Below are 26149 nucleotides of genomic sequence, written 5' to 3' on the forward strand. Positions count from 1 at the left end.
TGACAGCAAGGTAAGGCAAGGCAGGGCGGATCATTCCCGCACCTGCCTATTTTTTTGTCTGGCGCATGTTGCGCCAGCTTAAAGCTCAAGCCGCAAAGCGCAGGCCGATGCCTGTCGTGACGACGGCCAGCAAATCGTCGATATGCTGCTCCATTTCCAGGTGCGGCGTCCACGGGTCGCCCGCGTCCATGACGATGCGCAGCGACACCAGCCCATGCAGCGATTGCCAGAAAATTTGCGTCATGGCGTGCAGGGCCGTCTCATCATTGCGCACCTGGCCTGCCTGCGCCAAGTCCTGGAACAGGCTCAAGGCATAGGCATACGGGTCCTGTTCGATATTGCCGTGCTCGACCAGGGCGGCATCGATTTCTGCGTGCGGACGCAACTCCATGAAGATCAGGCAATACTCGTCGGGGTGCTGAAAACCATACTCGATGTAGGCGCGGCCAACCAGGATGATGCGTTTCCACGGGTCGTCGCTGCCGGCGCAGGCGTCGCGCATGGCGCGCACCAGTTCGAGCAAGTCCTTGTCCATGGCCTGGGCGATCAGGGTGGCCTTGTCGCGGAACAGGGCGTACACGACGGTAGTGGAAAAGCCGGCCGCTTCGGCCACCTTGCGGATGGAAACGGCACGCGCACCACCCTTTTTGATGAGATCCTTGACGACGTCGATGATGTGCTCGCGCCGCGCCTGAGCTTCGCGTAACTTTCTTTCTTGAATATTCGTTAACTTCTTGTCCACGACTCTTTCCTGGCGACCTATGAAAGAAAGAATTATAGGGCTGCTGCGGGTTGCCAATGTGTCTGACATTGTTACAAATCAGATTTTTGTCCGGCAGATGCGACAGTTGGCCAACTTTTCGCGTTTTTGCCTGGCGCTTTTCCATCGATGCCCCTGATTGCTCTGTGAATGGGCATCTCAGGCTTTGCGAACGGGGCCAAAGGGCGGAAAATAGCGGGATAGCTTACACTGCGTTTTTTAGCGCGACGGCGCTAACCCACGAGGCTGTGCCGGAACACTTACATTTGGACGGGATCTTACATGACCATTAAAATCAGCCAGAACTTCGACTCGGGTGCCATCGACGTGGTGAGCGCCACCAGCTTTGGTGCCATCGAGCTGAACTTGCGCAAGGATAGCCACGCCGATATCCACCAGTGGTTCCATTTCCGCCTGCAGGGCGCGCGCGACCAGGCATGCACGATGCGCTTCCTGAACGCAGGCCAGGCCACCTATCCGGCCGGCTATGAAGATTACCAGGCGATGGCCAGCTACGACAGCGAAAACTGGTTCCGCGTGCCGACCTCGTTTGATGGCCAGGTCATGACGATTTCGCATACGCCTGAACTCGACAGCGTGTATTACGCCTATTTCGAGCCATATTCGTGGGAACGCCATCTGCGTTTGCTGGGCGAAGTGGCCGAGCATCCGCTGGCACGCGTATCCGATTTGGGCAGCACGGTCGATGGCCGCGACATGAACCTGGTCACCATCGGCAACCCGCAGGCGGAAAAGAAAATCTGGGTCATCGCGCGCCAGCACCCGGGCGAATCGATGGCAGAATGGTATGTCGAAGGCTTGATCGACTCCTTGCTGGACGATGCCAACCCGATCGCGCGTAAACTCTTGCAGCGCGCCGTGTTCCACATCGTGCCGAACATGAACCCGGACGGCTCCATCCGCGGCAACCTGCGCACGAATGCGGCCGGCGCCAACCTGAACCGCGAATGGATGACGCCATCGCTGGAAACCAGCCCGGAAGTGCTGTGCGTGAAAAACAAGATCCACGAAACGGGCGTCGACATGTTCTTCGACATCCACGGCGATGAGGCGCTGCCATACAACTTCGTGGCCGGCAACGAAATGCTGGAAAACTTTACGCCAGCGCAAGCGGCGCAGCAGAAAGCCTTCATCGAGCGCTACAAGAACGCCAGCCCCGACTTCCAGGACAAGTTCGGCTATGCGGCCAGCAAGTACAAGTCCGACATGCTGACCCTGGCATCGAAATACATTGGCCACCACTTCCAGTGCCTGGCACTGACCCTGGAAATGCCGTTCAAGGAAAACGCCGACTTGCCTGATCCAGCCGTGGGCTGGAATGGCGCGCGCAGCGCGGCCCTGGGCGCGGCGCTGCTGCAGCCTATCTTGCTGTCGCTGGATTGAGCGGCGTTGTTCATGGGTATCGAGATCGAGCGTAAATTTCTGCTTGCCGGCGACGCCTGGCGCACCTTGGGCCAGCCGGTCCTGCTGCGCCAGGGCTATCTGTCGTCGGCGCGCGAGCGGGTCGTGCGCGTGCGTATCGAAGGCGGGCAGGCGATGCTGACGATCAAGGGCGCGAACGTGGGCGCCTCGCGCGGCGAATGGGAATACCCGATTCCGCTGGCGGACGCCGTCGAATTGCTCGACGGCCTGTGCGAGCAGCCGCTGATCGAAAAGTACCGCCACCGCATCACCCACGCGGGCATGGTGTGGGAAGTCGATGAGTTTCTGGGTGCCAACGCGGGCCTGGTGGTGGCCGAGATCGAACTGGCATCGGAAGACCAGCCGTTCGACAAGCCCGACTGGATCGGCGCGGAAGTGTCGGGCGACGCGCGTTATTACAATGCGAATCTGATCCGCCACCCGTTTTCACAGTGGTGATGGCGCGTTAAGCGTCGTTGGAAATGCAAAAGGCGGAACCGAGGTTCCGCCTTTTTTACACCAACATCATTTAGTGAAAATGCTCGGTGCCCTGGGGGGTATCTTCCGGCATTTCCGCATGCGCCAGCTCACCGACAGGGTCGGCAAACAGGGGCGCGCCGCAATCGTCGCAGTATTCGCCGACAAAACGTTCCTCGTGGCGCTTGATCTGCGTCACGCCGGCGGCGTTCAAATGCTCGATAATTTCATCGACAGGCGTCTTTTGCTTGTCCAGCGCGGCGATGCCGACCTGGATCAAGCCTTCGATCGGCGTGCCATCTTCGTCTTCCTGGCCGTACAGGGGCCAGACGATGCCGTAGATGACGTCCGGCGCCTGGCGCAGGGTAAAGGCGATGCGGTATTCATCGACCTGGCCATCGGCCGCTTCCTCGCCGAAGCCGGCGATCACGGCGCGCAATTCCGCTGGCTCGATGGCCAGCGTGTGCGTCAGGTAGTGCACGGCGGCGCGCACGGAGACGGGGCGTATCAGCTTGTCCGCTTCGCGGCACGCCACGTAATACGCTTCCGGCAGCAGCAACTCCAGGCCGCAGCCGGGCAGCATGCGGGTGATCGTCGGCGTGGCTTGCGTGCGCCATTGTTCCAGGGCGGCGCTGCGCTCGGCGATGAAGTCGAGCTGGCTGGCCGGCGTTTGCCAGCGGAACAGCGGCGCACCGCTAGCCGCCACCACAGCCACCAGCAGGTAGCGCGTGTCGGCCAGGAAGGGCGCCGTTTCCGCCTCTTTCGGCGACGGCTTGACGGCCGTGCCTTTCAGGGCGGCTTGCGCCAATTTTTGTGTCTTAGTATAGGTTTCGACATGGCTGCGCGGCAGCTGGTCGATTGAATACAGGGTTGGCGCCATGGCCATTTTCGTGCCGTCGGCCAGCAGGTGGGCTGCAAAGTGCGCCGACAGCACGCCGTGCGCGTCGCCGGCCATGGGGCCGGAGGCGATGGAAAAGCGCGTCCACGCGAGGATGGGCACGGCGACGAGCAGGGCATCGTAGTGCACGTCTTCGTGAATGACGACGGTCGATTCGCTGACGGCTTCAACGCAGTCCATCAGCACGTCGTAGGCGTTCAAGTCTTCCTTGAACAAGCTGCCCAGGGTGTTGTCGATGGTGTCCTGGTGGCCGGTTTTGAGTAATTTCTGGAGCTGCGTATCCAGGCTGTGTTCCCAGGACCGCTCTTCGAGACGGCTGGCTGCCTGCACGATCGCCTGGGCAAAGGTGACCAGGCGCTGGCTGTCGGCAGTCAGTTTATGGGATGAATCTTTGGAAGGACGACGCATAGCGGGATAAGAGTCTCGGAAAGTGGAAAAAAATGGATCAGTCAAACAATGATAAACCCTTATAACCGTATTGTAGGCGATTCGGCCACACGCGATGCGGAACCTGTCTGTAGATCATGCCAATAGTCGACATTTCAAGCGGAAATGGAGTGGACGGGCGAAAAAAAGCGCCGGTCGAAACCGGCGCTCTTATGCTACTTCACAGCTGGAGTGATTACTCGGCCAGCAGTTGACGCAGTACGAATGGCAGGATGCCGCCATGCTTGTAGTAATCGACTTCGATAGGCGTATCGATGCGCAGCAGGACTTTGACTTCGGCGCTGCTGCCGTCGGCGCGGTGGATCACCAGGGTAGCTTGTTGCTGTGGCTTGATTTCGCCTTCGAGGCCTTTCAGGTCGAAGGTTTCCTTGCCGGTGATGCCCAGCGTTTGCACGCTGTCGTCGCCGATGAATTGCAGCGGCAATACGCCCATGCCCACCAGGTTCGAGCGGTGGATACGTTCGAACGAACGGGTGATCACGGCTTTCACGCCCAGCAGCTGGGTGCCTTTGGCTGCCCAGTCGCGCGACGAGCCCGTGCCGTACTCTTCGCCGCCGAAGACCATGGTTGGCGTGCCTTCAGCAACGTATTTCATCGCTGCGTCGTAGATCGACATTTCTTCGCCGGAAGGCTGGTGGATCGTGATGCCGCCTTCGACTGCCGAACCGTCTGCCTTGGCAGGGATCATGCGGTTTTTGATACGCACGTTGGCAAACGTGCCGCGCATCATGATTTCATGGTTGCCGCGACGCGAGCCGTAGGAGTTGAAGTCCGCTTTCAGGACGCCGTTTTCCTTCAGCCATTTGCCTGCAGGACCGTTTTCCTGGATCGAGCCGGCTGGCGAGATGTGGTCGGTGGTGATGGAATCGCCGAACACGCCCAGTGCGCGTGCGCCTTCGATGCCGGTGGCCACTGCCGCAGGCGTCATCGAGAAGTTGTCGAAGAACGGTGGTTCCGCGATGTAGGTCGATTTTGGCCAGTTGTAGACTTGACCGGAAACGGTGGTGACTTTTTCCCACAGCTTGCCTGGTGCGCCCTTGACGTCGGCGTAGTTGTCCTTGAATACCTTGGCGTTCATGGCAAACTTCATCATGGCCGAGACTTCAGCCGAGGTCGGCCAGATGTCGCCCAGGTAGATGTCCTTGCCGCCCTTGCCCTTGCCAACTGGCTCGGTCATCAGGTCGCGCGTCATGTTGCCGGCGATCGCGTAAGCGACGACCAGCGGTGGCGAGGCCAGGAAGTTCGAGCGGATGTTCGGGTGAATACGCGCTTCGAAGTTGCGGTTGCCCGACAGCACGGCCGAAGCGACGATGTCGTGGGTGGCGATGGCAGCGTTCAGCTCAGGCGTCAGGTCGCCGGCATTGCCGATGCAGGTGGTGCAGCCGTAGGCGGTCACGCCGAAGCCCAGTTTTTCCAGGTACGGCAGCAGGCCGGCAGCGGTCAGGTACTCGGTCACGACGCGCGAGCCAGGAGCGAGCGAAGTCTTGATGTGCGGAGCGACTTTCAGGCCAGCTTCCACGGCTTTCTTGGCCAGCAGGCCGGCAGCGAGCATCACGCTCGGGTTCGAGGTGTTGGTGCACGAGGTGATGGCAGCGATCAGCACGTCGCCGTTCGATACTTTCACGCCATTCGTCGTTTCGTACACGGCGTTCAGGTCAGCCGGCTTCTTGTTGAAACCATTTTCGCTCGTAGGCTTGGCGAACAGTTCCGCGAAGTTGGCTTTGACATTGCCGATTTCGATACGGTCTTGCGGGCGTTTCGGGCCGGCCAGCGACGGTGCGACCGTCGCCAGGTCCAGTTCCACCACGCGGGTGTAGTCGATGTCGCCGGCTTTTGGAATGCCGTACAGGTTTTGCGCCTTGAAGTAGCCTTCGAACGCGGCGATTTCAGCCTTGCTGCGGCCGGTGCCCTTGAAGTAGTCGATGGTTGCATCGTCAACAGGGAAGAAGCCCATCGTCGCGCCGTATTCCGGCGCCATGTTGGCGATCGTCGCGCGGTCGGTCAGGGTCAGCGATTCGGTGCCTTCGCCAAAGAATTCGACGAACTTGCCGACGACTTTTTCCTTGCGCAGCAGTTCGGTGATGGTCAGCACCAGATCGGTGGCGGTGCAGCCTTCGCGCAGCGCGCCCGACAGGTTCACGCCGATGACGTCAGGCGTCAGGAAGTAGACCGGTTGGCCCAGCATGCCGGCTTCCGCCTCGATGCCGCCCACGCCCCAGCCGACTACGCCGATGCCGTTGATCATGGTGGTATGCGAGTCGGTGCCAACCAGGGTATCCGGGTAGTACACGTCGCCGGCTTTCTTGCCCGAGTGGTGCACGCCGCGTGCCAGGTATTCCAGGTTGACCTGGTGGACGATGCCGAAGCCTGGTGGCACGACGCCGAAGGTGTCGAATGCCTGCATGCCCCATTTCATGAATTGGTAACGCTCGTTGTTACGCGAGAATTCCAGTTTCATGTTCAGGTCCAGCGCTTTCTTTTCGCGGTAGTGATCGATGGTGACCGAATGGTCGACTACCAGGTCGACCGGTACCAGCGGTTCGATCTTCTTGGCGTCGATGCCCATTTTGGCAGCCACGTTACGCATGGCGGCCAAGTCGGCCAGCAGTGGTACGCCGGTGAAGTCTTGCAGCACGACGCGCGCTACTACGAACGGAATCTCGTCGGTGCGCTCGGCGGTCGGGCCCCAGCTCGCCAATTGCTTGACGTGTTCTTCGGTGACTTTTTTGCCGTCGCAGTTGCGCAGCACCGATTCGAGCACGATGCGAATCGACACTGGCAGGCGGGAGACATTGATGCCCAGGCTTTTTTCCAGCGCAGGCAGGGAATACAGCTTGCCCTTCTTGCTGTCTGAAATATTAAAGTCCTTGAGCGTGTTCAGAGTGTTGCGGGACATGACCTCTCCTTGTTGGGTATCGTCTATTTATTGATTATTCAGGGTACAAAACATGACTGAGCCCCCGAAGAGGCCCTTGCTACGCACATCAGCCGCCGGAAACTGGCAGCACGCCCAGCGAGACGGGGACTTCCACCAGTGCTGCCGGCTTGGCTTGCTCCGCATCCTTGCATTCATTGGCCAGTTGGCGGCTCTGCTTGGAATCGAGCAGCATGCCTTTGGCCGGGATGCCGATCCAGACGAGTCCATACAAGCGGTTCTCGAAGCGATTGGCGCCGGTGGTGGTGCCCACACGGCTCAGGCGATGCAGGCGCTTCTTCCAGCGCAGGGCGATGTGTTTGTCATCAGTCGCATTGGTGTAAATGGTAATTTTATTACCAAGTTCACAATTGAATTCCGTGGAGGCCGAGCCTGCCGTATCCGGTTCGTCCGCTTCTTCCTTATCGACCACCGACATGGCCAGCGGATGCGCTTCCTTGGCGGCAGCTTGCGCCTTGACAGTCTTTGTCTTGGCGGTTTTGGTGGCCTTGGCCGCCTTGGCTTTTGCTGGCTCCTTGGTGTCCATGGCAGCGAAGCTGGTCGGCGCCAGGGTCAGGGTCAGGGCGCCCAGCGCGACGCTGCAGGCAATTGCTAATTTGGAGATGGACATTGTGTAATTCCTGTCAGTTTTCAGTGGTGCTGGAAGAGGGCGTATTCAATAATGCAGAGGCCGCCTCGGGCAGGCCCAGGCCCGCCAGTCTGGCGCGTTGCAAAACGGTCCAATAATATCGGTAGCTGGCGCGGTCGTGCAAGCGGCCATTTTGTGCGATCGGGCCCCAGTTGGCGCGCAGCGCTTCATTCAGGATATTGCTGGCCTCATTGACTTCGGACAGGCGCGGCGTGAAAGCCTTGATAATGGGCTTGATTTGATCCGGATGGATGCTCCACATGCGCGTGTAGCCAAATTCTGCCGTCGCGCGCTGGGCATCGTTGGCCACCACGGCCGAATCGCGCACATCGGTCGTCACGTTATGCGATGGCACCTTGCCGTGCGCGTGGCAAGCGGCCGCCACTTCCAGCTTGGCGCGCACCACCAGCGGGTGCGTGAACTGGCCCGGCGTGCGCATGGCGGCGGCCGGAATGGCGCCGTAATGGGCCGAGACGAAATCCATGATGCCGAAGGACAGGCATTCGACCTGGGGCAGGGCGGCAATGGCGTAGGCATCGCGCAGCGCACCGTGCGTCTCGATCAATATGTGCACGGGCAGGTTGTCGCGGCCAGCGCGGCGCGCATGCAGGTTGATCAGGTCGATGGCCAGCATGGCATCCTGCACGCCGCCCACTTTGGGTACGGCGATGTAGGCCAGGCGGGATGCCGCAGCGCAGATGATTTCCACGTCGCGTGTGAAAAACGGGCTGTCGACGTGGTGCACGCGCACGCCGATGCGGTTGAACTGGTTCTCGTCGCTGGCCAGCAGGCCGGCGATCATCTGGGCGTGGGCTTCTTCATTGCCGGCGCTGGCGCCGTCTTCGCAGTCGAACGTGATGTCGAACAGGGGGCCAAGCTCTTGTTGCAAAGCAATCGATTTACGCATCAGCTTTTCAGAGCCGGCGTAGTGGTCGCAAGCGGCGAGCAACAGCGGCTGGCGTTTGCCTTGGAATAAAACCTCGGAAGGGTGCATGCTTAGGGCATTTCTGCAGGTAAAAACTACTTGATAAAACAGCCGCGCCGCGACATGCGCGGGGCGGCCTTCTTTGGCAGGCGGCGCATTGCCGCGCCGCCAAAACTGGACTTAGGCCAGCAGGTGCTGCACGCCTTCGCGCTCTTCGGTCAGTTCTTTCAGGGTCAGGTTGATGCGCTCTTGCGAGAATGCATCGATTTCCAGGCCTTGAACGATGGTGTACTCGCCGTTGTCGGTGGTGACAGGGAAGCCGAACACGGTGCCTTCAGGAATGCCATACGAGCCATCGGAAGGCACGCCCATGGTGGTCCACTTGCCGGCGGTGCCCAGCATCCAGTCATGGATGTGGTCGATGGCGGCGTTCGCTGCCGACGCTGCCGACGACAGGCCGCGTGCTTCGATAATGGCCGCGCCGCGCTTGCCGACGGTCGGCAGGAAGGTGTTGGCGTTCCATTCCTGGTCGTTGATCAGGTCCTTGACGGCCTTGCCGTTGACAGTGGCGAAACGGTAGTCGGCGTACATGGTCGGCGAGTGGTTGCCCCAGACGGTCAGCTTCTCGATATCCTTGACGGCGGTGCCGGTCTTGGCAGCGACTTGCGACAGCGCACGGTTGTGGTCCAGGCGCAACATGGCGGTGAAGTTTTTCGCTGGCAGCGATGGTGCCGATTTCATGGCGATGTAAGCGTTGGTGTTGGCAGGGTTGCCGACCACCAGTACTTTGACATTACGCGAAGCGACGGCGTCGAGCGCCTTGCCTTGCACCGTGAAGATCTGTGCGTTCGCTTCCAGCAGGTCCTTGCGTTCCATGCCTGGGCCGCGTGGACGTGCGCCGACCAGTACGGCGACATCGACATCCTTGAATGCGGTCAGCGGATCGGAGTGGGCGGTCATCTCGGTCAGCAGCGGGAATGCGCAGTCGTCGATTTCCATCATCACGCCCTTGAGCGCCTTCTGGGCTTTTTCGTCCGGGATTTCAAGCAATTGCAAGATGACAGGCTGGTCTTTGCCGAGCATGTCGCCATTGGCGATGCGGAACAACAGAGCGTAGCCGATCTGGCCGGCGGCGCCGGTCACTGCAACACGCATTGGGGTTTTAGCCATGATGAATCTCCAAAAATGGGAAAGAAAACGGGCTTGAAGCTGGGCTTACGCTTATCCGGAAAAACTATAATGATACCAAAACCGGCCCACGCCACCGAATTGCTGGTGTACGCTGCCGTAACGCCTGTGTTGCACGAGGCCAGAGTGGCTGGCCGACAACATAAAACGCTGGCTCACAAGTTTTATCGAGGGCAGTTTAGGCCTCCGATCTGTATCTGTCAATCATATCTTATGTCTTATATAAGACAGATAACTACACGTGTTTTACTGGACGCAGGCAGTGATTTGTGTTGAAATGTCGGACTATGAATTCCGCCTCGTCCAACCTGACCAACAATGCCACTGCTGCAAGCGGGGCGGTCAGTCCGACCGCGGGCACCTCGGCCACGCCTGCTGACGCCCCTGTCAGTACCGTTTCTGTTCCTGTCGCCAGCGTCAATGCCACTGTGGCGGCCGCGCCCGTCGCCAGCGCTTCGCCTACCTTCAGCCCCCTGTATCAGCAAATCAAGGCGCTCATCACGCAAAGCCTGCAATCGGGCGAGTGGAAGCCGGGTGAGCTGATCCCTAGCGAAGTCGAGCTGGCAGGGCGTTTCAAGGTCAGCCAGGGCACGGTGCGCAAAGCCATTGATGAGCTGGCCGCCGAAAACCTCGTCATGCGCCGCCAGGGCAAGGGTACTTTCGTTTCCACCCACCATGAAGCGCGCGCGCATTTCCGCTTCCTGCGCCTGGTGCCGGACGAAGGCGTGCCGCATTATCCGGAAAGCAAATTTATCGAAGTCAAGCGCGTGCGCGCGCCGGCCGACGTGGCGCGCCTGATGGACCTGAAATCCGGCGACGCCGTGATCTTCATCAAGCGCGTGCAGTATTTCGACGGCATTCCCACCATCGTCGAAGAGCTGTGGCTGCCGGGCCTGATCTTCAAGGGCCTGACGGCCGAGCGCCTGGTGGAATACAAGGGCCCCATGTATGGCTTGTTCGAAACAGAATTTGGCACGCGCATGATCCGTGCATCCGAACAGATCCGCGCCGTGTGCGCCGACGCGGGCGCCGCGCAGCTATTGAATATCGACTTCGGCACGCCCTTGCTCAGTTCCGAACGCGTGTCGTTTACCTACGGCGACAAGCCGGTCGAACTGCGCCGGGGCTTGTACCTGACCAGTCGTCATCATTATCAGAATGAACTCAGCTGAAGTAGCGGGGTGCTCCTGGGCGCCCGGACAAGCAGCAAGGCTGAAATGCATCGCTTGAACGTGCCTGTCGCAAGGCAGGCATGGGAGACAACAGAGCGCGCAGGTAAAGCATGGCCAGCCCCGGCGGGCTGTGTTTTGCCGGCGATTCTGTAATTAAATTACGTGAACTACGGAAAGTAGCGCGATATTTTGTAGTAAAAAACCATTTTGGTTATATGTGACAATAGATATTGGTATGGGCGGCGAAAATCGGCGAAAATCGCGGCTTCAATATTTAGTTGAAATTCAAAGGGGAGGTTTTTGTTATGTCTGAAGCCGTAAGAGAAGTACCAAAAAAAGAACGGCCGCAATTCCGTAACATCCATGTTACCGAATTGTCGAACTACCGCATGGCTATCGGCGCCATCGTCTCGATCTTGCATCGTATCAGCGGTTTCATCATGTTCGCCCTGCTGCCGTGCATCCTGTACATGCTGGAACTGAGTCTGCGTTCCGAAATGTCCTTCGCCTACTTTCAGGGCATCGCCTCGCACTGGTTCGTCAAGCTGATCACCCTGGGTCTGGTCTGGGCTTTCTTGCACCACTTCTGCGCCGGTATCCGCCATCTGTTCATGGATGTGCACGTCGCCATCGAAAAAGACTCGGCACGCAAGACCGCCTCGTCGGTCATGGTCGTCAGTCTGGTGCTGACCGCTCTGGTCGCTTTGAAACTGTTTGGAGTATTTTAAACATGGCAGACAATAATATCGGACCGAAACGCCTCGTCGTCGGTGCCCATTACGGCTTGCGCGACTGGCTGGCGCAACGCGTCACCGCCATCGTCATGGTGGCCTATGTTGCCATCTTGCTCATTTCTTTCCTGACCGGCAGCAACTTCACCTATGAAGGCTGGGCTGGTCTGTTCGCACAGCAGTGGTTTAAATTATTCAGCCTGGTGACCTTCCTGGCGCTGTTTTACCACGCATGGGTCGGCGTACGCGACATCTGGATGGACTACGTGAAAAGCGCTGGCCTCCGTTTGACCCTGCAAATTGCCACCATGCTGTGGTTGATCGCTTGTGCCGGCTGGACGGTACAGATACTCTGGAGTGTGTAATCGTGGCAGCATATAAATCTGCAATCCCTACCCGCCGCTTTGATGCGGTCATCATTGGCGCCGGTGGTTCCGGCATGCGTGCGTCGTTGCAACTGGCTGAAGCCGGTCTGAATGTCGCTGTGTTGTCCAAGGTTTTCCCGACCCGCTCGCACACTGTTGCGGCGCAGGGCGGTATCGGCGCGTCGCTCGGCAACATGGCCGAAGACAACTGGTTCTGGCATATGTTCGACACCGTCAAGGGTGGCGACTATCTGGGCGACCAGGATGCCATCGAATTCATGTGCCGCGAAGCACCGAAAGTCGTGTACGAGCTGGAACACTTCGGCATGCCATTCGACCGCAATCCTGACGGCACCATCTATCAGCGCCCATTCGGCGGCCACACGGCCCACTTCGGCGAAAAGCCGGTGCAGCGCGCTTGCGCGGCAGCCGACCGTACCGGTCACGCCCTGTTGCACACGCTGTACCAGCGCAACGTCCGTGCGCGTACGCATTTCTTCGTCGAGTGGATGGCAATCGACCTGATCCGTGACGCCGAAGGCGACGTGATCGGTGTTGTCGCGCTGGAAATGGAAACCGGCGAATGCATGATCCTGGAAGCAAAGACGACGGTCATGGCAACGGGTGGCGCAGGCCGTATCTTCGCCGCCTCGACCAACGCTTTCATTAACACCGGCGACGGCATGGGCATGGCGGCACGCGCCGGCCTGCCACTGCAAGACATGGAATTCTGGCAGTTCCACCCGACCGGCGTGGCCGGCGCGGGCGTATTGATCACCGAAGGCGTGCGCGGCGAAGGCGGCATCCTGATCAATAGCGAAGGCGAGCGCTTCATGGAGCGCTATGCGCCGACCCTGAAGGATCTGGCGCCGCGCGACTTCGTCTCGCGTTCGATGGACCAGGAAATCAAGGAAGGCCGCGGCTGCGGTCCGAACAAGGACCACGTGATGCTGGACCTGCGCCATATCGGTGCCGACACCATCGCCAAGCGCCTGCCGTCGATCCTGGAAATCGGTCACAAGTTCGCCAACGTCGATGCCACCAAGGAACCGATTCCTGTCGTGCCGACGATTCACTACCAGATGGGCGGTATTCCGACCAACATCCACGGCCAGGTCGTCACCCCGACCGGCCCTGAAGGTTCGGCTGCTGTCGTCAACGGCCTGTACGCGATCGGCGAATGCGCCTGCGTCTCGGTGCACGGCGCCAACCGCCTGGGTACGAACTCGCTGCTCGATCTGCTGGTCTTCGGCCGCGCGGCCGGTAACCATATCGTGGGCAGTGGCCTGAAAGCCAAGGAAAACAAGCCTTTGCCAGCCGACGCTGCCGAATTCGCCATGGGCCGCCTGGCGCGCCTGGAAAACTCGACCGGCACGGAAACCGTGCAGGGCGTGGCGAATGAAATCCGCGCCACCATGCAGAAATACTGTGGTGTGTTCCGTACCGACGAGATGCTGAACAAGGGTGTCGAAGAAATCATGAAGCTCGACGAGCGCCGCAAGCACGTCTCGTTCAAGGATAAGTCGATGGTCTTCAATACGGCCCGCGTGGAAGCGCTCGAACTGGACAACCTGATCGAAACGGCGAAAGCGACCATCGTCTCGGCAGCCGCCCGCAAGGAATCGCGTGGCGCCCACGCCCAGGATGACCACCCGCAACGTGACGACGACAACTGGATGAAGCACACTCTGTGGTATTCGGAAGGCAACCGACTGGCATACAAGCCAGTCGTGACCAAGCCGCTGACGGTTGATACCTTCAAACCGAAACCACGTACTTTCTAAGGCTATACCATGGCACGCACTCTTAAATTTAAAATCTACCGCTACGATCCTGATCAGGATGCCAAGCCGTACATGCAAGACCTGACGGTCGAACTGCAAGACACTGACAAGATGCTGCTCGATGCACTGCAGCGTATCAAGGCCGATGTCGATGATTCACTGGCTCTGCGCCGCTCGTGCCGCGAAGGCGTGTGCGGTTCGGACGCGATGAACATCAATGGCAAGAATGGCCTGGCATGCACCACCAACCTGAACGAACTCTCCGAGCCTATCGTGCTGCGTCCGTTGCCAGGCTTGCCAGTCATCCGCGACCTGATCGTCGACATGACGCAATTTTTCAAGCAGTACGATTCGATCAAGCCGTTCCTGATCAACGAGTCGATCCCGCCTGAAAAAGAACGCCTGCAGTCGCCGGAGCAGCGCGAAGAACTCGATGGCCTGTACGAGTGCATCCTGTGCGCATGCTGCTCCACGTCGTGCCCGTCGTTCTGGTGGAATCCGGACAAATTTGTCGGTCCGGCTGGTCTGCTGCAAGCCTATCGTTTCATCGCCGATTCGCGCGACGAAGCCACTGGTGCGCGTCTGGACAACCTGGAAGATCCGTACCGTTTGTTCCGCTGCCACTCGATCATGAACTGTGTCGATGTTTGCCCGAAAGGGTTGAACCCGAACAAGGCGATTGGCAAGATCAAGGAATTGATGGTTCGCCGCGCGATCTGATCACCCTGTTCGCGTCCGCCGGGCGCCGTATGCCGGAAAAGGGTATCCTCCCTTGCCGGCAGGCGGCGCCTGCAAAGCAGCACCGTGCCGCAAGGCACACGTAAAGTGGTAAACCAAATGACAGAATCAATTTTGTCCTCGCATCAGGCCGACCCGGCCAACCGCGCTCGCCTGCGCTGGCGTTCACGCCGTGGCCTGCTGGAAAACGACATTATCCTGAGCCGTTTTCTCGATGCGTATGAAACCGAATTGACCGATGAAGAAGTTGACGCGCTGACGCGTTTGCTGGATTTGTCGGACAATGCGTTAATGGATCTGGTACTGGCTCGTAAAGAGCCGGAAGGCGAAGTCGATCTGCCGCATGTGCGCGCATTGCTGCAACGACTGCGCATTGCCTAGACGCCTGGGCGATATATTGCAAACGGTGCGAGTGGCGCGCTGTAGCCCCGCCGAAAGTGCGGTGCGAATTGCAGCCAGAATTTTTGATTTTAATTTCGACTCACTCCCGAGAAGGAAGAGCCCATGAATATCTCTGACACAAAAGCTACCCTGTCGTTCTCCGATGGCAGCCCATCGCTTGAATTTCCAATCTACAAAGGCACGGTTGGTCCGGACGTCATCGACATCCGCAAACTGTACGCCGGTAGCGGCAAGTTCACCTACGACCCAGGCTTTATGTCGACTGCCGCCTGTAATTCGTCGATCACCTACATCGATGGCGACAAGGGCGAACTGCTGTACCGCGGCTACCCGATCGAACAGTTGGCCGTCAACGCCGACTTCATGGAATCGTGCTACCTGCTGCTGAACGGCGAACTGCCGAACGCGGCGCAAAAAACCAAGTTCGTCGACACCGTGACCAAGCACACGATGGTGCACGAGCAGATGCAATTCTTCTTCCGTGGCTTCCGCCGCGACGCGCATCCGATGTCGATCCTGGTCGGCACCGTCGGCGCGCTGGCCTCGTTCTACCATGATTCGCTGGACATCAACGACCCGCGTCACCGCGAAGTGTCGGCCATCCGCCTGATCGCCAAGATGCCGACCCTGGTCGCCATGACGTACAAGTACTCGATCGGCCAGCCGTTCACTTACCCACGCAACGACCTGTCGTACAGCGCCAACTTCATGCACATGATGTTCGCCAACCCGTGCGAAGACTACAAGGTCAATGACGTGCTGGTGCGCGCCCTGGACCGTATCTTGATCCTGCACGCAGACCACGAGCAAAACGCTTCGACATCGACCGTCCGTCTGGCCGGTTCGTCGGGCGCCAACCCGTTCGCCTGTATCGCTGCCGGTATCGCCTGCCTGTGGGGCCCTGCCCACGGTGGCGCCAACGAAGCGGCACTCAACATGCTGAAGGAAATCGGTACCGTCGAGAACATCCCTGCCTTCATCGAGCAAGTCAAGGACAAGAACTCCGGCGTCAAGCTGATGGGCTTCGGTCACCGCGTGTACAAGAACTTCGACCCGCGCGCCAAGCTGATGCGTGAAACCTGCTACGAAGTGCTGCAAGAGCTGGGCCTGCAAGACGACCCACTGTTCAAGCTGGCGATGGAACTGGAAAAGATTGCCCTGAACGACGAATACTTCGTGTCGCGCAAACTGTATCCGAACGTCGACTTCTACTCGGGCATCGTGCAATCGGCGCTGGGCATCCCTGTGTCGCTGTTCACCGGTATCTTCGCCATGGCCCGTACCATCGGCTGGATCGCCCAATGGAACGAAATGATCGCCGACCCGGAACAAAAAATCGGCCGTCCACGTCAATTGTTCGTCGGTTCGACCACGCGCGAAGTGTTGCCACTGGACAAGCGTTAATCCACGGCGGTATTGAGCAAACAGAAAACGGGCTTCGGCCCGTTTTTTTATGCGCGCAGCTTGATCCTGGTTCGGTTCAACATACCTTATCACCGACACAGATTATCCTTTCGGGCGTGGGCGAAGGGAGGGTAAATTACAATACGCAATTGCATGGATCGAATGCATCAAGGGGGCTGCCGGAATGGATCGCATCGTCGCAGCACAAGTGTTTGTTGCCATCGCCGAGCGGGGCAGCATGGTCGCCGCCAGTGTCGCGCTGGATATGTCGCGCGCCATGGTGACGCGCTATCTGGCGCAGATGGAGCAGTGGGCGGGAGCGCGCCTGCTGCATCGCACCACGCGCCGTTTGAGCCTGACGGATGCGGGCGATGCGACCCTGGCGCGCTGCCGGCAGATGCTGGAAGTGGCCGGCGCCATGGCGTTTGCTTCTGCGGAAGGCGCCGCGTCGCCGCACGGATTGTTGCGCATTACGTGTTCGCAATCGCTGGCGCAGACGGCGCTGGCCGGCGCAGTGACCGCTTACCTGCGGCGCTACCCGCGCGCCGCCGTCGATCTGCAGATGGAGAACCGCGCCGTCAATCTGGTGGAGCAGCGTATCGACCTGGCGATCCGCATCACGAATGCGCTCGAGCCCAACCTGATCGCCCGACAGCTGGCCAGTTGCGCCTCGGTAGTGTGCGCCGCACCATCGTATCTGGCGGCGCACGGCACGCCGCGCCGGGCGGAAGACCTGGCCTTGCACAATTGCCTGACATACACGTATTTTGGCAAGAGCCTGTGGCAGTTTACGCATAATGGGCAAGTGCTCACTGTGCCTGTCAGTGGCCGTCTGTCGGCGAATGAATCGCTGGTCTTGCTGGTGGCGACGGTGGCGGGGGCGGGCATCGCCTTGCAGCCCCGGTATTCGGCCGCACCGTTGATCGCCAACGGGCAACTGGTGGAGTTGCTGCCAGCCTACCAGCCGCAGGACATGGGCATTTACGGTATCTATACGTCGCGCCAGCATATGTCACCATTGCTGCGCACCATGCTTGACTTTCTGCTGGAATGGTTCGCCAGGGATTCACAGTGGCTGGCGGCCATTGCCGCGCCGGTGTTGCCAGGCAGGCCACTTGGCCGCAAGCGCCGCGCGGGTGTCGGCAAGGAAGTGCCGCAAGCGCAACAGTAACAGGCTGGCAAGCCCGGGAAATCAACAACACAGCTTACATTTGCTTGCCAAATAAAATTCAACTAGTGGTTGTTGCGTTACAATACCGCGTGCTATTCTAAATGACGGTATGAAGAATGCTGGCGCAATAAAAAAGCCCTTCCCCCACAACTTGATGTGCAATCCGCTAACCGGTCAGGCCGTGTCGCGGAAGGTTAGATTAACCCGCTAATCTCGCGAAACGCGAAGAAAGGTGAGCAATATGATGCAACAATTAACGTCCAACTCCTACCTGTTCGGTGGGAATGCTCCGTACGTGGAAGACCTGTACGAAGCGTACCTCAATAACCCAGGTTCGGTGCCGGACAACTGGCGCGCCTATTTCGACGCCATGCAGCATGTGCCTGCAGTCGATGGCAGCAACAAACCCGACGTGGCGCATGCCTCCGTCGTTGCCTCGTTCGCCGAGCGCGCAAAAGCCGGTCCTATCCGCACAGTGACGGCTTCCTTCGATGCTGAAATGGGCCGCAAGCGCGTCGCCGCTACCCAGCTGATCGCCGCTTACCGCTACCTCGGTTCGCACTGGGCTAACCTGGATCCGCTGCAACGCCAGGAACGTCCGATGATCCCGGAACTGGACCCGAGCTTCTACGGTTTCACCGATGCGGACATGGACACCGTGTTCAACATCAGCAATACCTATTTTGGCCCCGAGACCGCCACCCTGCGCGATCTGCTGAACTATCTGCGCGATACCTACACGCGTTCGATCGGTGCCGAATTCATGTACATCTCCGATCCGGCCGAAAAGCGCTGGTTGCAAGAGAAACTGGAAGCGATCCGCTCCACCCCGAATTTCACCCCAGAGAAAAAAATCCACATCCTCGACCGCCTGACCGCGGCTGAAGGCCTGGAACGCTATCTGCACACCCGCTACGTGGGCCAGAAGCGCTTCTCCCTGGAAGGCGGCGAGACCTTCATCGCCTCGATGGATGAAACCATCCAGCGCGCCGGCGAAAAAGGCGTGCAGGAAATCGTCATCGGCATGGCCCACCGTGGCCGCCTGAACGTGCTGGTCAACACCCTGGGCAAGGCGCCGCAGGAACTGTTCGAAGAATTCGAAGGCAAGCATGGCGACGACCTGCCTGCCGGCGACGTGAAGTACCATCAAGGCTTCTCGTCGGATATCTCCACCGCAGGCGGCCCGGTCCATCTGTCGCTGGCGTTCAACCCGTCGCACCTGGAAATCGTCAACCCCGTGGTCGAAGGTTCCGTCAAGGCCCGCATGGACCGCCGCGGCGATGCGCAGGGCGCGCAAGTGCTGCCTATCCTGGTGCATGGCGATGCCGCTTTCGCCGGCCAGGGCGTGGTCATGGAAACGCTGAATCTGGCGCAAACCCGTGGCTACCATACCGGCGGCACGGTGCATATCGTGATCAACAACCAGATCGGTTTCACCACCTCGGATCCGCGCGATGCCCGCTCGACCCTGTACTGCTCGGACGTCGTCAAGATGATCGAAGCACCGGTCCTGCACATCAATGCCGATGATCCGGAAGCCGTGGTGCTGGCGACGCAGATCGCGCTCGACTACCGCATGGAATTCAAGAAGGACATCGTCCTCGACATCATCTGCTACCGCAAGCTTGGCCACAACGAGCAAGATACGCCGGCACTGACGCAGCCATTGATGTACAAGAAGATCGCCCAGCATCCAGGCACCCGCAAGCTGTACGCGGACAAGCTGGTAGCACAAGGCGTGATCCCTGCCGATGGCGGCGACAAGATGGTTACCGCCTTCCGCGACGCCATGGACGCCGGCAAGCACACCGTTGATCCTGTCATCTCGAACTTCAAGAACAAGTACGCCGTCGACTGGCTGCCGTTCCTGAACAAGAAATGGACCGATACGGCCGATACCGCCGTGCCGATGACGGAACTGAAACGCCTGGCCGCCCGCATCACCACCGTGCCGGAAGAATTCAAGGTCCACTCGCTGGTAGAGAAAGTCCTGGGCGACCGCGCCACCATGGGCCGCGGCGAAATGAACCTGGACTGGGGCATGGGCGAACACCTCGGCTACGCTTCGCTGGTATCGTCCGGCTACGCCATCCGCCTGACGGGCCAGGATGCGGGCCGTGGTACCTTCGTGCACCGCCACGCCGTGCTGCATGATCAAAACCGCGAGCGTTGGGATGCCGGTACCTACATTCCGCTGCAAAACGTGTCGGACAATCAGGCGCCGTTCACCGTCATCGACTCGGTGCTGTCCGAAGAAGCCGTACTGGCCTTCGAATACGGCTACTCGACCGCTGAACCGAACACCCTGACGATCTGGGAAGCCCAGTTCGGCGACTTCGCCAACGGCGCGCAAGTGGTGATCGACCAATTCATCAGCTCCGGCGAAGTGAAGTGGGGCCGCGCTTCGGGCCTGGTCATGATGCTGCCGCACGGTTACGAAGGCCAGGGTCCTGAGCACTCGTCCGCGCGTCCTGAGCGTTTCCTGCAGCTGTGCGCAGACAACAACATGCAAGTGGTGCAGCCGACGACGGCCGCGCAGATCTTCCATTTGCTGCGCCGCCAGATGGTGCGCCAGTTCCGCAAGCCGCTGGTCATCATGACGCCGAAGTCGCTGTTGCGCAACAAGGATGCCGGTTCGCCGCTGACCGACCTGGCCAAGGGCGGCTTCCAGACCGTCATCGGCGAAGTCGACGACAAAATCGATGCCAAGAAGGTCAAGCGCGTCATCGCCTGCTCGGGCAAGGTCTATTACGACCTGGTCAACGCACGCAAGACCCGCGGCCAGACCGACACGGCCATCGTGCGCCTGGAACAGCTGTATCCGTTCCCGCACAAGTCGTTCGCTGCGGAACTGAAAAAGTTCCCGAACCTGGTGGAAGTCGTATGGGCCCAGGACGAGCCGCAAAACCAGGGCGCGTGGTTCCAGATCCAGCACAACATCTTTGAAGGCCTGGAATCGGGTCAACGCCTGGCGTATGCCGGCCGTCCTGCTTCGGCGTCGCCTGCTGTCGGTTACTATGACAAGCATTACGCCCAGCAAAAAGACCTGCTGGAAACGGCGTTTTCGAAGCTCAAAGGCTTCATCCTGACCAAGTAAGCTCAAGGCGCCGTGCGAGTCGCACGGCTTTTGACCAAATAAGCAAATCATCACGGAGCGCCGCCCTTGCTACGCACGGGCGGCGCCGCAATAACAAAATATACGGAGTTTTACATGGCACAAATCGAAGTCAAAGTTCCCCAGTTGTCCGAGTCGGTTGCAGAAGCGACCCTGCTGGCGTGGCATAAAAAAGTCGGCGAGCCAGTGGCGCGCGACGAAAACATGATCGATATCGAAACCGACAAAGTGGTGCTGGAACTGCCGGCGCCAATGGCCGGCGTGATCATCCAGATCATCAAGGATAATGGCGCAATCGTCGTTGCCGGCGAAGTCATCGCCATCATCGATACCGACGGTGTGGCCAAGGTCAGCCCGATGGAAGTGTCGGCCGTTGCCGCGCCAGCCCTGGCTGCCGCCGCGCAAGACGCTGCCAGCGCTTCGGCGCCAGCTGCTGCCACCAAAGGCGATGTCGCCATGCCTGCCGCCGCCAAGATCCTGTCCGAAAAAGGCCTGTCCGCTGGCGATGTCGCCGGTTCGGGTAAAGATGGCCGCGTGACCAAGGGCGACGCCCTGGCCGCGTCCGCCAAGCCTGCTGTTGCGCCGTTGGCGCCAGCCGCTGCCAAGCCAGCGCTGCAGCAAGTGGCTACGCCGAGCATCGCCAGCCTGGGCGACCGTCCGGAAGAGCGCGTGCCAATGAGCCGCCTGCGCGCACGTATCGCCGAGCGCCTGCTGCAATCACAATCGACCAACGCCATCTTGACCACGTTCAATGAAGTGAACATGCAGCCGGTCATCGATCTGCGCACCAAGTACAAAGACAAGTTCGAGAAAGAGCACGGCGTCAAGCTGGGCTTCATGTCCTTCTTCGTCAAGGCAGCTGTTGCCGCCCTGAAAAAGTACCCGATCATCAACGCGTCTGTTGACGGCAACGATATCCTCTACCACGGCTACTTCGACATCGGTATCGCTGTCGGTTCGCCACGCGGCCTGGTGGTGCCTATCATCCGCAACGCGGACCAGCTGTCGATCGCCGACATCGAGAAAAAAATCGGTGAATTCGGCCAGAAGGCCAAAGAAGGCAAGCTGACCCTGGACGACCTGACGGGCGGCACCTTCTCGATTTCGAACGGCGGCACCTTCGGCTCCATGCTGTCGACCCCGATCATCAACCCGCCACAATCGGCCATCCTGGGCGTGCACGCGACCAAGGACCGCGCTGTCGTGGAAAACGGCCAGATCGTGGTACGTCCGATGAACTACCTGGCCATGTCCTACGATCACCGCATCATCGACGGCCGCGAAGCCGTCCTGGGCCTGGTGGCGATGAAAGAAGCGCTGGAAGATCCTGCTCGCCTGTTGCTGGACCTGTAAGCACCGAAGCACCCCGGCGTAGCCGCCGGGGCAATGTAGTTGCTACCCCTTGCCAGAAGACGCAGCTGGCTGATCTCATCATGAAAGAGGATTCCTATGAACGTCTCTGAAGAAATCAAGCGTCTGCACGAGTTGCACCTGGCGGGCGCCCTGAGCGATGCGGAATTCGCGCAAGCGAAAGCCACGCTCCTGAGCAATATCAACCTGGACAAGCCGGACAGCGGCTCTGCTGCCGGTGCCGCTACTGGCCCGGCGAACGACCTGGTGCAGGAATTCAACCGCCTGCGCCGTTCGCGCAACGACCGCTGGCTTGGTGGCGTGTGCGGCGGCCTGGGACGCGCTTCCGGCATGGAAGCGTGGATCTGGCGCCTGGTATTCGTCCTGTTTACATTGACCTTCGGCTTCGGCGTGGTGATTTACCTTCTATTGTGGATTTTCGTACCAGACGAAGAGATTGGAATAACAAAACATGAGTACTAAACAATTTGACGTAGTTGTCATCGGTGCGGGCCCTGGCGGCTACATTGCCGCCATCCGCGCAGCGCAGCTGGGCTTTTCCGTCGCTTGCGTCGACGAGTGGTCGAACGCCAAGGGCGGCGCCGCTCCTGGCGGCACTTGCACCAACGTCGGCTGCATCCCGTCGAAAGCGCTGCTGCAATCGTCCGAGCATTTCGAACACGCGGGCCACAGCTTCGCTGAGCACGGCATCGACGTCGCCGGCCTGAAGCTGAATCTGGGTCAGATGCTCAAGCGTAAAGATACCGTCGTCAAGCAAAACAACGACGGCATCCTGTACCTGTTCAAAAAGAACAAGATCGCCTTCTTCCACGGCCGCGCCGCTTTCGCCGCTGCCGCCGCTGGTACCTATGACATCAGCGTCACCGGTGCCGCCAACGAAACCTTGACGGCCAAGCACGTGGTCATCGCCACGGGTTCGAACGCACGCGAACTGCCAGGCGCACCATTCGACGAGAAACTGATCCTGTCGAACACGGGCGCACTGGCCATCGACGCCGTACCAGCCAAGCTGGGCGTCATCGGTGCCGGCGTAATCGGCCTGGAAATGGGCAGCGTCTGGCGCCGCCTGGGTTCCGACGTCACCGTACTGGAAGGCCTGCCGGTCTTCCTGGGCGCCGTGGACGAGCAGATCGCCAAGGAAGCGTCGAAGCTGTTCATCAAGCAAGGCTTGAAGATCAACCTCGGTTGCAAAATCGGTGCGATCACGCCAGGCAAGAAAGACGTGACCGTGGAATTCGTCGACGCCAAGGGCGAAGCGCAAAAAGCCGTGTTCGACAAACTGATCATCTCGATCGGCCGTACGCCGAACACGAATGGCCTGGGTGCCGATAAAGTCGGCCTGCAACTCGACGAGCGCGGCTTCATCGCCGTCGACGGCGATTGCAAGACCAACCTGGCTAACGTCTGGGCAGTGGGCGACGTGGTGCGCGGCCCGATGCTGGCGCACAAGGCGGAAGAAGAAGGCGTTGCCGTGGCCGAGCGTATCGCCGGCCAGCATGGCCACACCAACTTCAACACGATTCCCTGGGTGATCTACACCTCGCCGGAAATCGCGTGGGTCGGCAAGACCGAGCAAACCCTGAAGGCCGAAGGCATCGCCTACAAGGCTGGCACCTTCCCGTTCATGGCCAATGGCCGTGCACGCGCACTGGGCGACACCTCGGGCATGGTGAAATTCCTGGCCGATGCGACCACCGATGAAATCCTTGGCGTGCACATCGTTGGCCCGATGGCATCCGAACTGATTTCCGAAGCCGTCGTGGCGATGGAATTCAAGGCCTCGGCTGAAGACATCGCGCGCATCTGCCACGCTCACCCATCCCTGTCGGAAGCGACCAAGGAAGCGGCATTGGCAGTAGACAAGCGTACGCTGAACTTCTAAGCCAGTACAGTACTTCGCAGCGGGCCGGCAAAGCAGTTTCTGCCTTGCCGGCCCGTTTGCGCTATGTCAAGAATCTCTGTTGAATCGAATCCCATGAACGTTGAAGAGTTTTACCAGCACGCGTTGCAGCAGCGCGATTTCAAGGCTGACGCGGCCCAGCGGCGCGCAGTCGACCGCCTGCAACTGTGCTATGACGAGTGGGTGGCCTACAAGGGGGCGCGCTCGAGCACCTTCAAACGCCTGCTGAACCGGCCCTCCGTGCCGAAAGGCGTGTACATGTGGGGCGGGGTAGGGCGCGGCAAGTCGTTCCTGATGGATAGCTTCTATTCGGTCGTGCCTGTGGTGCGCAAGACGCGTTTGCACTTCCATGAATTCATGCGCGGCGTGCACCAGCAGCTCGATGAATTGAAAGGCGTGGCCGACCCGTTAGATGACGTCGCCAAGCGCATCGCCAAGAAATACCGACTCATTTGCTTCGATGAATTCCACGTCTCCGACATCGCCGACGCGATGATCCTGTACAACCTGCTGTCGGCCCTGTTCGAGAATGGCGTGTCCTTCATCATGACCTCGAATTACGACCCTGACCTGCTGTACCCGGACGGCCTGCACCGCGACCGCATGCTGCCGACCATCGCGTTGCTTAAGACCAAGCTCGACGTCATGAACGTCGATGCCGGCGTCGATTACCGTGGCCGCGCGCTGGAACAGGTGGAAAGCTACTACACGCCGCTGGGTGCCGCTACCGACAAGGCCTTGCGCGACGCCTATGCGCGCATCGCCGAGACTGCAGACGAAGATGCGCGCATCCGCATCGAAAGCCGCGAAATCCATTGCCTGCGCCGCGCCGGCGGCATCATTTGGTTCGATTTCGCCACCCTGTGCGGCGGCCCCCGCTCGCAAAATGATTACCTGGAAATCGCCAGCCGCTTCCATACAGTGGTATTGTCCGCAATACCGGCCATGTCGGCGGCGCAGTCGTCCGAGGCGCGCCGCTTTACCTGGCTGATCGACGTCTTTTATGACCAGAAGGTCAAGCTGATCATGTCGGCCGAAGTAGCGCCTGACCAGTTGTACACGAACGGCATGCTGGCCAACGAGTTTCAGCGTACCGTTTCGCGTATCATTGAGATGCAATCGCGCGAATACATGGAAAAAGAACAGCGCGGCGCGGCCGACGCGATCGTTTGAGGCAAAAGAATGAAGATGATGGTAAAAACACTATATAAGCTGGTAGCGGGCTTGGGTCTGGCGCTGGCCTTGTCCGCCTGCGCGCACCAGGGCGAGGCAGCATTGGATGAGGTCGGTGCGCCGCAGGTGCCCGCCACCTTGTCCGTCGACGAGGCAGATGCCAAGCTGAAGCTGGCGGCCAGTGAACGCGAGGCGTCGGAAAGTGAATATGCCGCGCGCGAACAGGAGTGCTACAACAAGTTTTTCGTGAATAGCTGCCTCGACAAGGCCAAGGAAAAGCGCCGCCTGATCCTGGTGCGCTCGCGCGCCATCGAGGCCGAAGCGAATCACTTCAAGCGTGCCGAATCGGTGCGCCTGCGCGATATCGACCTGGCCAGGACGCAGGAAGATGCGCGCCTCGATGCCGAGCAGCGCGCTGCCGCCATGCCCAAGCTCGTGAAGGTGATGGTGCCCGAGCCGGCGCCGAGCAAGCCGCAAGGCAAGAGCCTGGCCGAGCGCGAGGCCGAGCATGCGGCGAAACTGAAAAAGCTGGCTGCCGACGAGGCTGCCGAGGCGCCGCGCCGTGCGGCCAGCGAAGCGCAATATGCCCGCAAGCAGGCTGACGCCGTGGCGCGCCAGAAGCGCGTGGCACAACGCCTGGCCGAGCGTCAGGCCGAGGCGGATGCCAAGGCGGCCAAGGCGGCGGCCGCCGCTGCCAGTACGCCGGCCGTCGTCGCGCCACCGGCCAAGTAACGCCTCCACGCAAGGGCGGGCCGGAAATGGCGCGCCAAATGGCGTGCCCAATCCCGCGCGGCGGGTTAAACTATGCACTCGCCGGTGATCCCGGCGCAGATGGCTGCCTGCGCATGTTGCGCGCGCCTGTTGACCAACACTGCCTGGAACGCAACACATGAGCGATGCACAGCATATACAGGGGCGCCTGATTGAACTCGACGTGGAACACCGTGACCTCGATGCCGTTATCGAGTTGCTGATACTCGATGGCCATCATGACGAATTGCAATTGCGCCGCCTGAAAAAGCGCAAATTGCAACTGAAGGACCACATCACCTTGCTGAAAATGCAATTAGTGCCCGATGTTCCAGCCTGAGGGCGCCAGTAGCGCCCAGTCCAGCCCTGCCATAACTTTAAGTATATTTTGAC

General features: G+C 59.8%; 23 protein-coding genes. 17 read left to right on the top strand and 6 right to left on the bottom strand.

Annotated elements, in window-relative coordinates; all coding sequences use genetic code 11:
• Positions 1-85 precede the first annotated feature (85 nt).
• Positions 86-742, bottom strand: a complete 657-nt coding sequence (locus tag ACQ4W6_RS21550; protein ID WP_436569216.1) for a TetR/AcrR family transcriptional regulator — start codon at positions 740-742, stop codon at positions 86-88.
• A 300-nt stretch (positions 743-1042) separates the two neighbouring features.
• Between ACQ4W6_RS21550 and ACQ4W6_RS21555 the strand changes: the two genes are divergently transcribed.
• The gene (locus ACQ4W6_RS21555; protein ID WP_436569217.1) at positions 1043-2164 is read left to right on the top strand and encodes a M14 family metallopeptidase; all 1122 of its coding nucleotides are present in this window, start codon (positions 1043-1045) and stop codon (positions 2162-2164) included.
• A gap of 12 nt (positions 2165-2176) precedes the next feature.
• The gene (locus tag ACQ4W6_RS21560; RefSeq protein WP_436569218.1) at positions 2177-2641 is read left to right on the top strand and encodes a CYTH domain-containing protein; all 465 of its coding nucleotides are present in this window, start codon (positions 2177-2179) and stop codon (positions 2639-2641) included.
• Between the two features lie 70 nt (positions 2642-2711).
• Here the strand turns inward: ACQ4W6_RS21560 and ACQ4W6_RS21565 are convergent, their stop codons facing one another.
• The 5 genes from ACQ4W6_RS21565 to ACQ4W6_RS21585 form a co-directional block, all read right to left on the bottom strand.
• Complete coding sequence (locus ACQ4W6_RS21565) at positions 2712-3965, bottom strand: DUF2863 family protein (RefSeq protein WP_436569219.1); 1254 nt, start codon at positions 3963-3965, stop codon at positions 2712-2714.
• 214 nt (positions 3966-4179) lie between these two features.
• Positions 4180-6900 (bottom strand): aconitate hydratase AcnA, encoded by a 2721-nt coding sequence (gene acnA / locus ACQ4W6_RS21570; RefSeq protein WP_436569220.1) that lies wholly within the window; start codon positions 6898-6900, stop codon positions 4180-4182.
• 88 nt (positions 6901-6988) lie between these two features.
• The gene (locus tag ACQ4W6_RS21575) at positions 6989-7549 is read right to left on the bottom strand and encodes a hypothetical protein (RefSeq protein WP_436569221.1); all 561 of its coding nucleotides are present in this window, start codon (positions 7547-7549) and stop codon (positions 6989-6991) included.
• Between the two features lie 13 nt (positions 7550-7562).
• A complete protein-coding gene (locus tag ACQ4W6_RS21580; RefSeq protein WP_436569222.1) occupies positions 7563-8561 on the bottom strand; it encodes an HpcH/HpaI aldolase/citrate lyase family protein in 999 nt (332 codons plus the stop codon).
• A 111-nt stretch (positions 8562-8672) separates the two neighbouring features.
• The gene (locus ACQ4W6_RS21585; protein WP_436569223.1) at positions 8673-9662 is read right to left on the bottom strand and encodes a malate dehydrogenase; all 990 of its coding nucleotides are present in this window, start codon (positions 9660-9662) and stop codon (positions 8673-8675) included.
• Positions 9663-9967: 305 nt separating this feature from the next.
• On the opposite strand from ACQ4W6_RS21585, the gene ACQ4W6_RS21590 reads away from it, so the two are divergent.
• The 15 genes from ACQ4W6_RS21590 (at position 9968) to ACQ4W6_RS21660 (ending at position 26096) form a co-directional block, all read left to right on the top strand.
• Entirely contained in the window at positions 9968-10852 is an 885-nt protein-coding gene (locus ACQ4W6_RS21590; protein ID WP_436569224.1) for a UTRA domain-containing protein, read from the top strand.
• Positions 10853-11157: 305 nt separating this feature from the next.
• Positions 11158-11580: a succinate dehydrogenase, cytochrome b556 subunit gene (sdhC, locus tag ACQ4W6_RS21595; protein ID WP_436569225.1), complete on the top strand. Its 423-nt coding sequence runs from the start codon at positions 11158-11160 to the stop codon at positions 11578-11580.
• Positions 11581-11582: 2 nt separating this feature from the next.
• Positions 11583-11948: a succinate dehydrogenase, hydrophobic membrane anchor protein gene (sdhD, locus tag ACQ4W6_RS21600; RefSeq protein ID WP_436569226.1), complete on the top strand. Its 366-nt coding sequence runs from the start codon at positions 11583-11585 to the stop codon at positions 11946-11948.
• A gap of 2 nt (positions 11949-11950) precedes the next feature.
• A complete protein-coding gene (gene sdhA / locus ACQ4W6_RS21605; RefSeq protein WP_436569227.1) occupies positions 11951-13732 on the top strand; it encodes a succinate dehydrogenase flavoprotein subunit in 1782 nt (593 codons plus the stop codon).
• Between the two features lie 9 nt (positions 13733-13741).
• Entirely contained in the window at positions 13742-14452 is a 711-nt protein-coding gene (locus tag ACQ4W6_RS21610) for a succinate dehydrogenase iron-sulfur subunit (protein ID WP_436569228.1), read from the top strand.
• Between the two features lie 117 nt (positions 14453-14569).
• The gene (locus ACQ4W6_RS21615) at positions 14570-14851 is read left to right on the top strand and encodes an FAD assembly factor SdhE (protein ID WP_436569308.1); all 282 of its coding nucleotides are present in this window, start codon (positions 14570-14572) and stop codon (positions 14849-14851) included.
• A 123-nt stretch (positions 14852-14974) separates the two neighbouring features.
• Entirely contained in the window at positions 14975-16276 is a 1302-nt protein-coding gene (gene gltA, locus ACQ4W6_RS21620; protein WP_436569229.1) for a citrate synthase, read from the top strand.
• Positions 16277-16460: 184 nt separating this feature from the next.
• Positions 16461-17447 (top strand): LysR family transcriptional regulator, encoded by a 987-nt coding sequence (locus ACQ4W6_RS21625; RefSeq protein WP_436569230.1) that lies wholly within the window; start codon positions 16461-16463, stop codon positions 17445-17447.
• A gap of 241 nt (positions 17448-17688) precedes the next feature.
• Positions 17689-20544: a 2-oxoglutarate dehydrogenase E1 component gene (locus tag ACQ4W6_RS21630; protein WP_436569231.1), complete on the top strand. Its 2856-nt coding sequence runs from the start codon at positions 17689-17691 to the stop codon at positions 20542-20544.
• Positions 20545-20658: 114 nt separating this feature from the next.
• Positions 20659-21915: a 2-oxoglutarate dehydrogenase complex dihydrolipoyllysine-residue succinyltransferase gene (gene odhB, locus ACQ4W6_RS21635; RefSeq protein ID WP_436569232.1), complete on the top strand. Its 1257-nt coding sequence runs from the start codon at positions 20659-20661 to the stop codon at positions 21913-21915.
• A gap of 96 nt (positions 21916-22011) precedes the next feature.
• On the top strand, positions 22012-22395 hold the full coding sequence (locus ACQ4W6_RS21640; protein WP_436569233.1) for a PspC domain-containing protein: 384 nt from the start codon (positions 22012-22014) through the stop codon (positions 22393-22395).
• Positions 22385-23815 carry a dihydrolipoyl dehydrogenase gene (lpdA, locus tag ACQ4W6_RS21645; RefSeq protein ID WP_436569234.1) on the top strand — a complete coding sequence of 477 codons (1431 nt, stop codon included), beginning with the start codon at positions 22385-22387 and terminating at the stop codon, positions 23813-23815. The genes ACQ4W6_RS21640 and lpdA overlap by 11 nt, the downstream gene beginning before the upstream one ends.
• A 93-nt stretch (positions 23816-23908) precedes the next feature.
• Positions 23909-25006: a cell division protein ZapE gene (gene zapE / locus ACQ4W6_RS21650; protein ID WP_436569235.1), complete on the top strand. Its 1098-nt coding sequence runs from the start codon at positions 23909-23911 to the stop codon at positions 25004-25006.
• 15 nt (positions 25007-25021) lie between these two features.
• Entirely contained in the window at positions 25022-25738 is a 717-nt protein-coding gene (locus ACQ4W6_RS21655) for a hypothetical protein (RefSeq protein WP_436569236.1), read from the top strand.
• A 157-nt stretch (positions 25739-25895) separates the two neighbouring features.
• Entirely contained in the window at positions 25896-26096 is a 201-nt protein-coding gene (locus ACQ4W6_RS21660; RefSeq protein WP_436569237.1) for a YdcH family protein, read from the top strand.
• Positions 26097-26149: the final 53 nt, after the last annotated feature.

This window comes from Janthinobacterium woesei, from assembly GCF_051380875.1.
In the GTDB taxonomy this organism is placed as follows: domain Bacteria; phylum Pseudomonadota; class Gammaproteobacteria; order Burkholderiales; family Burkholderiaceae_D; genus Janthinobacterium.